Genomic DNA, 13,353 nt, shown 5'->3' with positions numbered 1-13,353 from the left:
ACAGCTCTGTTTTCACGTAGCTGTTAATAATCCTTTTCGCGGAAACTAACTGCTATGCAACAGTTCGAAAACAACACAAAAAAATTGTGCAGCTATTCACCTATCACTAGTTTTAAAATAACCATAAAATCATTTGAATTTCAAGTCTTTCACAGAATAAAATCAACTAAAATTATAGGTATCCGCTTCCACTAGTTTACTATATCTTTCGGCTTATTTAAACAATTCTTTAAATTTTTTTTCTAAATCGCCATTTGATTGGAATAATTATCAAAAAAATTGTCCCAAAATCTATTATTTCTCCAGTTATTTCTGCTCCTTATCTTTCTCTCATGGTTTTGTTTTTCTATTAAAATAATGGGATTTTCAATAACACTTTCTAAAACAATTAGTTTGTTTTTTCGAATGGAAATAAAATAAAAAACAATTCTGTTATACAACAAAATTGTTTCTACATTTTATTCACGAGAGTGAATTTTTATTCTTTTGCATTTTATGATAGGAATAGAAAAATTTAGGTGATAACTCATAACCCACTGTGATCCCTACAGCAATTGCGATAGCGATCTTCAAAACTTGAACACCAATTTGTGCGGCTTTGATGGAATCACCGATGAAAAAATTATAAGTAAAATTGTAAATTCCCATTCCGGGAACAAGGCAAAAAATACCACAAATCAAAAAAATTGTCACCGGTGCTTTTAAAGCAAAGGACGCTTCTCGTGAAAGATAAATCAATGCCATTGAAGCAATAAATGTCGCAGCAACTGGTGCAACCCAAAAATGCATGATCAGCAAATAGATGGCCCAACCGCAAGCGCCGATTACTCCGCAGTGAACATAATAGCAACGGGGAACCTCAAAAAGTATCGCAAATGAGATTGTTCCTAAAAACCCAGCCAGGATTTGAAGCAAAGTAGTTACCATGATTGCTTTCACTCCTTTCAATTTTCAAATAAATTAGCTAAATAATTGCAAGACAAGTCCAACTCCCACAGAAACACAAAGAGCGGTAATCAGAGCATTGATCATCTGCCCCCAGCCAGAGCTGTAGTCGCCATCAAATAAATAACGTATACCATTAACAACCGCCACACCAGGTAGCAATGAAATGATTCCACCAGTAACTAGACTAGTCAGCTGCAGTACCGGAAAAAAATGAACAAACAAGCAAGCTAAAATACTGACAAAGCCGCTACTGGTAATTGTTGAAATAATATCCGACATATTAAATTTCGGTAATAAGTACATAGAAAAGCAGGCTAATAGCACACCTAAAATGAATGCACCGATGGTATCCCAAAGACTTCCTCCAAAAATAAAACAGAAGCTGGCACTGCCAAAAGCATAGGCAAAAATTTTTAATGGATTTGAAGCAAAGGACTCATTTTTAATCTCCTGCAGCCACTCATTGGCATCCTCTGGGCTCAAACGTTTTTCTGTTAAGCGACGCGATAAGGTGTTGATCTGTTCAATCCGCCCCAAATTAATTGGAGAAATCGGAATATCCCGTACACGAGCCTGGACTGTTTGATCCTTCAGCCGAGCTGTCATAAAAATCCCATTGATTAAAACAAAACTATCAAATTCCTTCAAATCCAGAGCTTCCGCAATATGGCGTATGGTCGTCTCAATCCGCTTGATCTCCGCACCATTCTTTAATAGTGTTTCCCCAATATCATAGACGAAATCAAAAGCTTCCTGTTCATTCATCGGTTTCACTCCCTTTTTTACGTAAATAATCTGCCAAATCATACGTTTTTTTCATCAATAGTTTAACGTGATTACTTGTTTAAAAAACGACGACAGCCTCTGCCGTCGTCGTCTTAGTATAGCCTATCTCAATCTTATAATTCAATCAAATCATGAGAAATACTGATCATATTTTCATAGCCGTCATCCGTGATCAAGACTTGGTCCTCAATTCGGACACCACCCCAATCCGGAATATAGATTCCAGGTTCAATGGTCATGACCATACCCGTTTCCAATACATCATCATATTGTTCGTCAATGTATGGTAATTCGTGAACAAATAACCCGATACTATGACCAATATTCCGATACGTATATTGCGGATATTCTGTTCCCGCCAATGGTTTCAATGATGCTTGATAGATGTCTTTCACTGCGGCGCCATTTTTCATAACTGCTTCTGCTGCTTCTAGACTTTGTTTTTCAAGCTCATACACTTCTCGTTGTTTTTCTGACGCCTTTCCGACAACGACCGTACGTGTCATATCAGACATATAACCTTCGTATTGACAGCCAAAATCCATTAAGACAAAATCACCATATTCAATTGATTTTTTCGATGGAATGCCATGTAACAAAGAGGTATTTGCGCCAGAAATTAAAATATTTCCATATGGCTGCGTATCTGCACCCTCTTGTACCATGTATAAAGAAAGCTTAGCTGCTAATTCTTTTTCTGTTACCCCAATGCGAATTTCCGGTAATAGCCGATTAAGTGCACGACATGAAATTTCGCAAGCGTTGCGCATGTACTGAATTTCTTTTGGTGATTTAATGGCACGCATGCGGTCAATTACACCACCCGCTTGAACAAATTCCGCTTTGGTCTTCGAGGTGAAATCAGAATACATATCATAGGTCAGATAATCTGCTTCAAAAGCGATCGTCTTTATGTTTTTCTCACTTGCTAAGCGTGCCACTGTGTCCCCGACAGTCCGTCCGGGCAAACGCCAATTAATGATTTCATAATCTGGTACTTCAATATCCGCTTGTTCGGTATAACGCGGATCAGTCAAAAAGTATTGTCCCTCTTGTGTGAGCAAAATAAATGAATCGTCTCCTGTCCAGCCGCTAGTAAAACGAACATTTACTCTTTTAGCAATAAAAAAAGCGTCCAATTTCTCTTTTTCCAAATACGCACGAATCTTTGCTTCGTTTAACATTGTCACACGTTCCTTTCTGTTTTGAAGTTCTAGCCTTCTAAAGAATAGAGTAGCAGTCGCAGGAACTTTGGTCAACGCTTTCAAAAAAATATACTCTCAGCAACAACCATAAATAACCATTCTAGCGGTTCATTCCTCTAAGTCTTTCTGACCATCAGCTCTAGTTTGACAGTTTATCGCGAAATCGCTTACCATTGGTTTATCACATTTTTAAAAGGAGGTACTTATGGAAAAAGCTAGTCATCATACCTGTCAGCATAATCAACATGTGAAATCCAGCTTGCCTTTCAAACATAATCACGAGTTGAACCTTGCCAGACAAAACTGTGTTGCCTCGTTTAACAAACTTGAAATTATCCAAGAAAACAAAGTGATTTGGAGTCAAAAAGCTTATGATTTTTTGGAGAAGGACTGCCCTACTTCCGCAAATCCCAGTCTATGGGAAAATGCCCGCTGTAATCATCAGACAGGATTATTTCGTGTAACGGATAAGATTTTTCAACTTCGCGGCTTTGATATGGCGAACTTGAGTCTGATTTTGACTCCGCAAAATACTTGGGTGATTTTTGACACCTTGATGAGTATTGAATGTTCCCGAGCAGCGATTGAATTTGCCAATCGCTGGTTTGAAAAAAATGACTATCCAATTGTTGACGGACACATTGCAGGAATTGTTATCAGCCACTCTCATGTGGATCATTTCGGCGGAATTCGCGGGTTGTTTCCTGATTTCACGTTAGAGTCAGAGATACCTATTTTTGCTCCAACAGGTTTTACTGAAGCCGCGATTGCTGAAAATTTGATGGCCGGCAAAGCCATGGGACGAAGAGCAGGCTACCAATATGGCACCCTGCTAGAAAAATCCTCCACTGGCTCACTGTCAATCGGGATCGGTCAAGGGCAGTCTTTAGGAACGGTTAGTTTTGAGCTGCCGACAAAAGAGATTACTGAAAATCAAACGCTGGAAATAGATGGATTAGAAATGGTTTTTCAATTAACTCCCGGTACAGAAGCTCCCGCCGAAATGAACACATATTTTCCTCAGTATAAAGCATTGTGGATGGCAGAAAACTGTACCTGTACTATGCATAATTTATATACACTACGAGGGGCGCAGGTTCGTGATGCGACAGCTTGGGCAAAATATCTTCTAGAAGCCCAGCAATTATTTGGAGAACAAGCTCGGGTCATGTTTCATGCTCACACTTGGCCGCGATACGCAACAGCCGAAGACCCCGACGCAATTAAAGATTACTTAATCTCTCAAGCTCGATTATATAAAGGTATCCATGACCAGACGTTATCCGCGATCAATAAAGGATACACCATCAACGAACTTGAAAGTCAGATTATGCTGCCAAAGGAATTAACGGAAAAATGGTACTTAAGACCTTACTACGGAACACTGAGTCATAATAGTAAAGCCGTCTATCAAAAATATATGGGCTGGTATGATTCGAATCCAGTAAATTTGGACCCGCTGCCACCGATTGAAGAAGCTAAAAATTTCATCAATTATATGGGTGGCGCACAGAAAATTTTACAAAAAGCCGCTGAAGACTATCAAAACGGTAACTATCGCTGGGTAGCTAAAGTGACCAATTTGATTGTTTTCGCAGAGCCAAATAATCTAGAGGCACGCCACCTTTGCAACAAAGCTCTCACCCAACTAGGTTATCAAGCAGAATCAGGGACCTGGCGCAATGAATACTTAACGGGAGCTCTGGAACTGATTCAGGGAACAATCAAAAATCCCGATCATTATGCCAATAGTTCTTCAGATTTGATTAATCATCTCACAGGGGAAATGGTGCTCAATTATTTAAGTTTACTCACTATCCCTAGCGACAAACAGCTTTCTGGTATAGTTGTTTTTGAAGATGATTGGACTTTTGAAAATGGCGCGTACAAACAACGAAGCTCTTGTTACCAACTTGATTATTGGCGAGGAATCTTAACTTACTTTCCAATTAATTCAACCAATCTAGCATCACCAGAATATCTTTATCGTGGAAACAGAATACCTTTTATGAATCAGCTTCTCTATACGAAAACAGAGGAACTAAAAGAATGGCATCAGCTATTTGAAATAAATCCTGACGAGCGTTACTTCAATATTATTGAACCTTAATAAAATGGAACAACCAAAAAGCAGCAGAAATTCTCAATAGAAAATTTCTGCTGCTTTTTATTTACGTCGATGGCGACTCATCCGAGTCATTGGTGCATCAGATGAGGGTCTATCTGTTTTGGTTTCAACCGATCGTTTTGGTTCACGTGAAGGACGAGCTTCTTTTCGGGTTAAAATTTCTTGCTTTAGTTTGGCAACACGCGGCTGCACATCTGAATTTTCAGCCTTTTTACGATCTGCTGCTTTTCTTAATTCTGAAACATCTCGTGTAGCGCTCTTTTCTTCTGTTTTTACTGAAGGTTTTTTAGTTCGCTTCGGCAATTCAGGAAATTTAAAGGATTTAATTGTTTGCTCTTCGTGGAAAAAGGGAATTCGTTGTAAAAACAAGTTGCCCAGATATCCCGCTAACCAGATCCACAAAAATAATTCCACTGGAAACAGTAATAAAAATAAACAGGCTGTAGCAAGTGGCTGTTTCAAGATTACTGCACAAGCGCTAGCTGTAAAAACAGCTACCAATAAGCCAGGTGAGTACGGCGATAGATTCGCAAAAGCCAATGCAACAGCGATACTTCCAAAAATCATCGGAAAGATTGTTCCGCCTCGCCAGTTGCAGGCCAGACAAATCATCGTAATCGCTACTTTACCAAATCCGATTAATAGCAGAATGAAAAAACTCATGGTTTCTGCCTGACGAGTAAAAGACAAGAGACTATGCTCTCCGGAAAATAAAAAGTATGGAGAGATCGTTCCCAATAATCCTAGAAGTACTCCCGCTAAAATAGCCAATGGCAGTGGATTTTTGATCCGCTGATTCAGCTTATCGCCCTTTTCTTGCAAAACCAAGAAAAATTTCCCAAAAAGCGCGCCTAAAATAATCATGGGAATAACCAGCAGCAAACCTTGCCAAGTAAAACTGCTCTCCATTCTGCGAATCGCAAACACTTGCTCTTGGTTAGGAAAGAGATTATACGCTAAAAGATAACCAATGAAACCTGTAAACGTCGTAAAAATGTATAAAACGTATTTTTTAAGTTTACTCTCCGTCACCACTTGCCAATTATCACGTTCCACCGAACGTCCCACACCGAACAATGGTGTCATAAAGATAACACCCATGGATGTCCCGATGCTAAACTCGATCATATCGGTTCGCTGGTCAGCGGAGAGCTTCCTCCGATCAGCCACATACGTGACGAGACCACCAATGATTGCTACCAGAGCCGCTTCAGGCCCTAAGCTTGCGCCAAATAGCAACACGATCAAAGCGCCTAGTAAATTTCGAATCAGCTTTCCATCGTGATAATCGACTCGCTGTGTTTCTTGAAACTCATCAAAAGATTCTTGCAAGGTTCGGGGGTACCGTCCAAACGTTTTAACAAAAAAACCAATAGCTACCCCACCAATCGTACAAAGAATCAAAGGATAAAAGCGCGGATCCCCCAGCGCTTTAGGCAGTGTCTGCCATAAAAGTTGATGACCTACCTCTGCCAGCCCCATAAATAAAGCTATAATGACTCCTACAGCTAATCCTAAAAGCCCACTATAACCAAAAAGTGCTAGTTTAAACTTATTCATAAAATTAACCTTTCTATACTGATAGACTCCGCTACATTATATCAAAGGTTTTCGTTCTTAGGAGACCTTTTTAGAGACTTTTTGCGTTTTTTCAAGCTTTTGCCGCAGATTTTTTTGCTGAATAATTAATTGAACCGATGAAAGCGTTTGTTTAAGATCAGCGGTTAGCTCGTAATGATCAATTAAGTATTGTCGAGTTTTCTCGGTAAAGAAGCCCTTCATGAAGGCAAAAAAGAACCCTTCTGGATTTTTAACCGTTTTATAGCGGTACATTTGTTCGATAGCCTTAGCAACTGCATCCCCAATGTCAGCCTTGAAATATTCGTTGTGTTCAAAGGTTAATACTTCAGCTTCTGCTGGTAATCCTGCTTGGATATATTGCTGTGTGCTGGCATATTTAGCTTTGAAAATAGTATCTACAAACCAACGTGCCTTTTGATAATTTCCCTCGCAAAATGGTAGAAATCTTTGAAAAGCTTGCTGTGGTAATAAATGAGCGTAACGAGCATTCAGGCCTTCGATCAAACTTTGATCCTGCGAAGTAGCTGTAATTTGCGGCGACTTGCTGGTTACTTTTGTTGCATTTGTGGTTTGTTTTGCTAATTGTTTTTGTGTACTTGTAAGCAAATCTTGCGAGCTCCTAGACGCAGATTCTGCTTGTCTATCCACAGTGGATAACTCGGTTTTTTTTTCAGGAACTGAGTTTTCCACAGGAGTTAAGGTTTTTGTGCTCATATAATTTTTAAAAGACAATTGAACAACCATTCCCTTTTCAGGTGCTTTAGGATTAGAAACATAGATACGATAGTTCTTTAACCCATGACGCAGAACCTGAATTAAGCCCGCTTTTATCAATACATTTTTCAAAGTTGTTATTTTTCGTTCAGACACACGTAACAAAGCTGCCGCTTCTTCGTTTGAAAAATAGATATAAGGAATCCCTGCTTCATCTAGCCAGCTTCCGTCTTTTTGGGAGTTGTAAATACTGCAAGTCATGCGCATTGTGTAAAGGGCATGGAGCATCATTGCTTCAATAGAAAGCTTTTCATATTGTGGATTATTAATTAAATTCATATCAATCGGAATATAATTTCCGTTGGGTAAGTTTGTTGCTGTCATGATATTTTCTAGATTTGTGGACACGACAAAAAACCTCCTTATTCACTCTCAAAATTATTTACGAAAGTTTTAAAGGAATGCTTACTGTCACAAGATATTTGATTGAGAAAGTATCCAAAATATGGTATACTTAATAGAAGGTTAGGCAAACGCCAATTTTTCTAACCCTTAAACGTTTATCTAAATGTGACAGGCTAATTCGCCAAAATTAGCTCAAACCTTTGAGTTTAAAGATCGCCAAATCTTTAAACTCTTTTTTTCGTTTTTTTCTACATGTATAGAATAATGGATTAAAAGCCTGTTGTAAAGCGATTCCCTACCATCTTTTTTTAGAGTAAACTTTTATTATGTTTATAAAACAAATTAAGGTTTACTCTAATATAGAGATAAAAACAATTTTGGTTTACTTTATTAAAGGATATAAAAGTATTTATAGTAAACCTTAAATTAAGTATTGTCTTCCCCCTGTTCGAGTTGTAATGTGGATAAAAAGTAATGTGGATAAGGACTTCTTTAGTTATCCACAGCCTACATAGAGAAAGCTCGTCTTTAGGAAAAAGTAAACTTTAAAAAATAATAAACAATAATAAAGGTAAACTTAAATAACAGATAACTTTTAAAAAAGTAAACCGTAATGCAAGATGAACTCTACATTACGGTTTACTTTTTTTGTGTCTATTTCTCATCATTTTCTAATTCTTTGAATAATTTTTGGTACTTTGGCTTCTCTTTATACTCTTCCATCGAGGCTTCTTCAAGTTGATTTAAGAAACTTCGATCATCTCTTGAAAGACCTTTTTCAAGATAATAGTCGTATAAGAAGTCAATCATTTTATCTGGTGTATACCCATCGAACTTTGCATTGATTAAATTTTGCATGCGAATCTTAGTTCGAGCAGAGATTTTTTGCATTTCTAAAGCTTTTAAACGTGGATCGTAATATTGACGTTTCCGACCTCTCTTCCCTGCTTCTGATTCTTGGGGTTGAGGAGGATGTTGCTGAATTTGATTTCTCTCATTTAATTGTCTCGATTCATCGTGAAATGAAGAACGACGAAAATCTGTTTCTGGGCTTAGCGTACGTTTTGCTAAGAGGTCTTGAGAGCTAGGTTTCTTCTCTTCTTTATCTTGATTGGAATACTCAGACATTTTTTCAATGCCTTTATTCTTTTTATTCGCCGTTAAAAGCGAATCTAGCTTCATTTTTTTCGCCATTTAACGTCTCCCCTACTCTTCACCGCTCAATATGAGGCGATGTTCATCAATTTCGTCCAAAATATTGACGAAAACCTCGTGTGCGCGCTTGTCCCATTGCTCAACTTTACCGTTTTTGTTGATTTCATAGGTTATTCCGGACCCATCGTAGCGTTTCAAACGGCTTTGATTTAACACAACCGTATCTAAAAGATGCGCACCGTAGATTTCTCTTGCTGCAGTATAGATCTCTTGGTCAACGGAGTCCCGCTTTTGCATCATAAATGGAACAATCCCTACGACTTCAAGATCTGTTTCGTACTGTTCAATGAAGAAATTCATGTAATCAATGTAATTTTGCGCTCCTTTGAGTGATTTCACCTGTGTTTGCAAAATGACGATAACATACTCTGCTACATACATGGCGGCATTTGAATAAGTACTGATTGTCGGAGGCACATCAATGTAGATGACATCATAAATACTCTTAAGTGGTTCGATCAATTCCTCCATGTATTTAAATTGAGACAATTTATCGCCAGGATATTTCTCAATCATATAATCAGGAAAATCAGAAAATGAAATATTCGCCGGGATCAGATCCAAATTCGGAATGATCTGGTAAATTGAGGACTGAATGTCACCAGAACGAACAGCCTCCCAAATGGTTGCATCAAATTCGTCAGGCAAGGTATCATTGCCAAAATTTTCAGCAGTCAGCGACAATACGTCACTTGTATTCCCTTGAGGATCCAAATCAATAACTAATGTCTTACGATCTTTCCGAAAAGCACTCTCGAAGGAAAGCATTTGAACGGTCGTCGATTTGCCTACGCCCCCTTTAAAATTTCCTACTACATATGTCTCAGCTTTTTTTGGCATACTAATTCTCCAATCGTAATTTCTCAATTTAAAGTTTACTATAAAACGATAATAATATCAATAAGGTTTACTATAATTTATTAAATGAGGTAAACTATAATTGGCTATGGAGATAAAGTTTACTGTAATTGCATAGAATAGAGTTAACTTTAATTAAGAAATAAAGTATACTCCATTGTATAAATTGAGGTAAACTTCATCATATATATAGTTTACCTCAATTGATTATTTAAGTTAACGCTTTTCTATATAAGAGTATACTTGAATTTAATAAAAAGTAAACTTTATCTATAGTAATATCCTTTAATATCAACATTTGTCTTTTAAAAAAGTCTACTTTAATAAGAATATAGGTAAACCAATGATTATTTAAAAGTAAACTCTACATATTTTCTACCTTTAATAAAGTAAACCTTTTTAAATAAAAGTAAACTTCATTTATCACGATTAAGGTAAACTATTTGTTCTTATAAAAGTAAACTCTAAAATTATCAATGTTATGAGGTAAACTTTTTCTATATGAAATTAAGTAAACTTTTTTGAATAAGAAAGTTTACTTAAATATTCTAAATTGAAGTTTACCTATAAATAAAAAGTCAACTTTAAATCGAACGTTTAAGGTAAACTGTATAATATAAATTTTAAGTAAACCTTATTTTATTAGAGTAAACCTCAATATTTAATAGGGTTTACTTCATTTAAAATAAATTGAAGTAAACTGTAAGTTTTATCTATTATATAAAAGAAAATGAGATTAAAATAACTACTTAGAAACAGCGGTAATTGAAATAGTGATGAGAGGCATATTTCATTAGGATATTTAAGGTAAACCTAAAAAGAAAATAAGCTATTTTATAAAGTAAACTTTGAATTAAAGAAATTCATTTAGCGTAATGATATTAGAGTAAACCTTTATTTAAAATATAAAAAGGTTAACTTTAATTAAAATGCTTAATTAATAGCGTTATTAGAGGTAAACTCTATTAATAGATAGAGTTTTATTATATTTAAGGTAAACTCTATATTGGGATGATAAAAGGTAAACTTAAATAAAATAAGCCATTGAGGTATACCTCAATGGCTTAAAAGTAAACTTTATAAAAACTCTATCGTTTGAATCGCTCGATAGATTTGATCGGCGGTGATATGAGGATCAACCATATTAAAGGTTTCATTTGACGAGGCGGCATGTTCGATTACTGTTGTTAAAGTGTTCTTTGATGTGTCGAAAACTTCCAGATCTTTCAGTTTTAAAGGCAACCCGATTTTTTTATAAAAGGGTCTAAGCTTTTCGATTTCCTCTAGGTCTTTTGTGTGTGCTAATTGGACCAAAATACCATAGGCGACTTTCATGCCATGAAGCTGATTATGAGTTGCTTCTAAATAAGAGAGACCATCATGGACAGCATGAGCACCCCCAGAGCGGCCATAGGATGCAGCAAACCCGCCTGTTTCTCCAGCTAAACCAATGATTGTATCGGTAACACGACTGAAGGCAGGGGTTGCTTGGTGATTTTCAAGGTCTTTGATAGCAGGAATAGCATCTTCTAAAAGAAGCTGCTGAATGGCTTTCGCACTGGCGATCCCAAGTCGCACATAAGCGGATTTTTCATCTTCGTCTAGATTTCGTGTAATTCCTTCAATTTCATACCATTTTGCTAGTGTATCACCGATACCGGCAACAAAGTAATCTTTTGGTGTTGCTAATAGGAAGTTTGAATCTACGAGTGTTAAGAAGGGTGCGCGTTTCATAAATCCCATCGCTTTAAATGTCCGATTCGGATGATAGACTGCGACAATTGGAGTAAACGGAGCACAATTAGAGATCAATGTAGGAATCACCATTAGCTCGGCGTTCAGCTCTTCAGCAACCATTTTTGCTGTATCAATGACACGTCCGCCACCGATTGCAAGAATCAACTCGGCATGTCCAATCTGAGTGGCTAATTCCACTGCGTTTTCGTGGCTTGAACTGCCATCGTAACGATATGTTGGGTAATGTAGTTCCTTGCGATAGTATTTTTTGAATGCTTCAGAGGATTTCTCGCCGGTGATAACCGAGATTTTCTTGAAGTCAGCTAAATAGCTGGGTAAATTTTGCAGGATATTTGCACCGCTGGCATAGCGATTGGCGCCAGGGCGTACTTCGGTAGTGATGTCCATTGAATTCAACTCCTTTTTATATTGAAGAACAAGCTGTCAGTGGAAGACTTGCTCCATTTTAAACGAATACCGAGATGATTAAATGAAACATGGTATCTATTCGTTTTGTGAGATTTCAACTAGTTTATGCTTTGTTAAAATTAAAGTCAACTGTGTTTTTAATGATAAAAAGTGTTGACAGCTTTTATTTTAACCTGTAAGATACGATTTAACAATTTGCTAAACAAAGAAACGTGATGAAGAGAAAAGTATAAATGACGAAGCATCAAAGAGAGTCCGGGCAGGTGAGAGCGGATATGCGGAAGAATTTAGAAAATGGTCTCTGAATGGCATTGCCGATAAGTAGGCAATGACGGGGCAGCGCTCGTTACCAACGCTCAGGTATGATTGTACTTGTTGAGGCAAGAGTCGTGAGGCTTTTGCAAATGAAGGTGGTATCGCGAGTTAGCTCGTCCTTTTCCAACACATAATGTGTGGAAGAGGGCGGGCTTTTTTCTTTGGCAAAATGGACAAAAATTAGGAGGAAATGATGATGAAAAAATTAGGAAAAGGAATTTTATTAAGTGTAGCGGCATTGGCAGTTAGCGGAATCTTGGCAGGCTGTGGAACAAAAAGTGAGGCGCAGCCGTTGGATGAAAAGAAAGTAACGATTGGTGTGACGTCGGGTCCTCATCAGGAGATTTTAGAAGAGGCTGCTAAGCAAGCGAAAAAAGACGGACTTGATATTACAGTAAAAAGCTTCGACGATTATAATACGCCAAATACTGCATTAAGCGATGGGGATTTGGATGGAAATAGCTATCAGACGTTCTCTTTTCTTGAGCAGCAGGTGAAGGATAAGGATTATAAAATTGAATCCGCCTTTAAAACAGTGGCTTTCCCATTAGGGGTTTACTCTAAAAAAGTTTCTAATTTAAGTAAACTTCAAAAGGGGGATAAAATCGGTGTACCGAATGACCCGACGAATGAGTATCGGGCGTTGAAGCTATTGGAAGAAGCTGGTGTTCTGAAGTTGAAAGAGGGCGTGGAAATTAAAGCGACCAAGAATGATATTGCGGAAAACCCTAAGGATATTGAGATCGTTGAGTTAGAGGCTTCACAGATTCCGTCTCAGCTAGGCGAGCTGGCGGCAGCAGCAATCAATACCAATTTTGCCTTTGGTGCGGGATTGACCATTAATGATGATGCAATCTACCACGAGCCATTAAAGGATAACCCTAATTACAATGTCTTCGCAATTCGCACAGAAAACAAAGATGACAAGATCGTTAAAGAGATTAAGAAATATTACCAATCAGACGAAACGAAGAAATTTATTGAGGAAAAATTCAAAGGCTCTGTGGTTCCAGCTTTTTAGTAATACCAGAT

General features: G+C 37.5%; 10 protein-coding genes and 1 other annotated feature. Of the genes, 2 read left to right on the top strand and 8 right to left on the bottom strand.

Annotated features, from left to right (window positions below):
• Positions 1-462: 462 nt before the first annotated feature.
• The 3 genes from IGI52_RS23255 to IGI52_RS23245 form a co-directional block, all read right to left on the bottom strand.
• Positions 463-927 (bottom strand): threonine/serine exporter family protein, encoded by a 465-nt coding sequence (locus IGI52_RS23255; RefSeq protein ID WP_016178909.1) that lies wholly within the window; start codon positions 925-927, stop codon positions 463-465.
• Between the two features lie 33 nt (positions 928-960).
• Positions 961-1,713 (bottom strand): threonine/serine ThrE exporter family protein, encoded by a 753-nt coding sequence (locus IGI52_RS23250; protein WP_016178910.1) that lies wholly within the window; start codon positions 1,711-1,713, stop codon positions 961-963.
• A gap of 134 nt (positions 1,714-1,847) precedes the next feature.
• Positions 1,848-2,918: a M24 family metallopeptidase gene (locus tag IGI52_RS23245; RefSeq protein WP_048721259.1), complete on the bottom strand. Its 1,071-nt coding sequence runs from the start codon at positions 2,916-2,918 to the stop codon at positions 1,848-1,850.
• 226 nt (positions 2,919-3,144) lie between these two features.
• Between IGI52_RS23245 and IGI52_RS23240 the strand changes: the two genes are divergently transcribed.
• Positions 3,145-5,049, top strand: a complete 1,905-nt coding sequence (locus IGI52_RS23240) for an alkyl/aryl-sulfatase (protein ID WP_438782515.1) — start codon at positions 3,145-3,147, stop codon at positions 5,047-5,049.
• A gap of 57 nt (positions 5,050-5,106) precedes the next feature.
• Here IGI52_RS23240 and IGI52_RS23235 read toward each other — a convergent pair whose 3' ends face one another.
• From IGI52_RS23235 to IGI52_RS23215, 5 genes are all read right to left on the bottom strand, one after another.
• Positions 5,107-6,627 (bottom strand): chloride channel protein, encoded by a 1,521-nt coding sequence (locus IGI52_RS23235; protein ID WP_438782514.1) that lies wholly within the window; start codon positions 6,625-6,627, stop codon positions 5,107-5,109.
• Positions 6,628-6,684: 57 nt separating this feature from the next.
• Positions 6,685-7,770 carry a replication initiator protein A gene (locus IGI52_RS23230; protein ID WP_438782513.1) on the bottom strand — a complete coding sequence of 362 codons (1,086 nt, stop codon included), beginning with the start codon at positions 7,768-7,770 and terminating at the stop codon, positions 6,685-6,687.
• Between the two features lie 651 nt (positions 7,771-8,421).
• Positions 8,422-8,961: a hypothetical protein gene (locus tag IGI52_RS23225; RefSeq protein WP_016178915.1), complete on the bottom strand. Its 540-nt coding sequence runs from the start codon at positions 8,959-8,961 to the stop codon at positions 8,422-8,424.
• Between the two features lie 12 nt (positions 8,962-8,973).
• A complete protein-coding gene (locus tag IGI52_RS23220) occupies positions 8,974-9,822 on the bottom strand; it encodes a ParA family protein (RefSeq protein WP_016178916.1) in 849 nt (282 codons plus the stop codon).
• Positions 9,823-10,917: 1,095 nt separating this feature from the next.
• Positions 10,918-11,985, bottom strand: coding sequence for an iron-containing alcohol dehydrogenase family protein (locus tag IGI52_RS23215; RefSeq protein WP_438782512.1), 1,068 nt, complete (start codon positions 11,983-11,985; stop codon positions 10,918-10,920).
• Between the two features lie 227 nt (positions 11,986-12,212).
• Positions 12,213-12,445: a binding site (T-box leader), on the top strand.
• Between the two features lie 72 nt (positions 12,446-12,517).
• Between IGI52_RS23215 and IGI52_RS23210 the strand changes: the two genes are divergently transcribed.
• Positions 12,518-13,342 carry a MetQ/NlpA family ABC transporter substrate-binding protein gene (locus IGI52_RS23210; RefSeq protein WP_438782511.1) on the top strand — a complete coding sequence of 275 codons (825 nt, stop codon included), beginning with the start codon at positions 12,518-12,520 and terminating at the stop codon, positions 13,340-13,342.
• Positions 13,343-13,353 lie beyond the last annotated feature (11 nt).

Source organism: Enterococcus sp. DIV0187 (assembly GCF_051713785.1).
Classification (GTDB): domain Bacteria; phylum Bacillota; class Bacilli; order Lactobacillales; family Enterococcaceae; genus Enterococcus_A; species Enterococcus_A avium.
The sequence above is the reverse complement of the archived record's forward strand: the minus strand, read 5'-3'. Positions and strand labels throughout refer to the sequence as shown.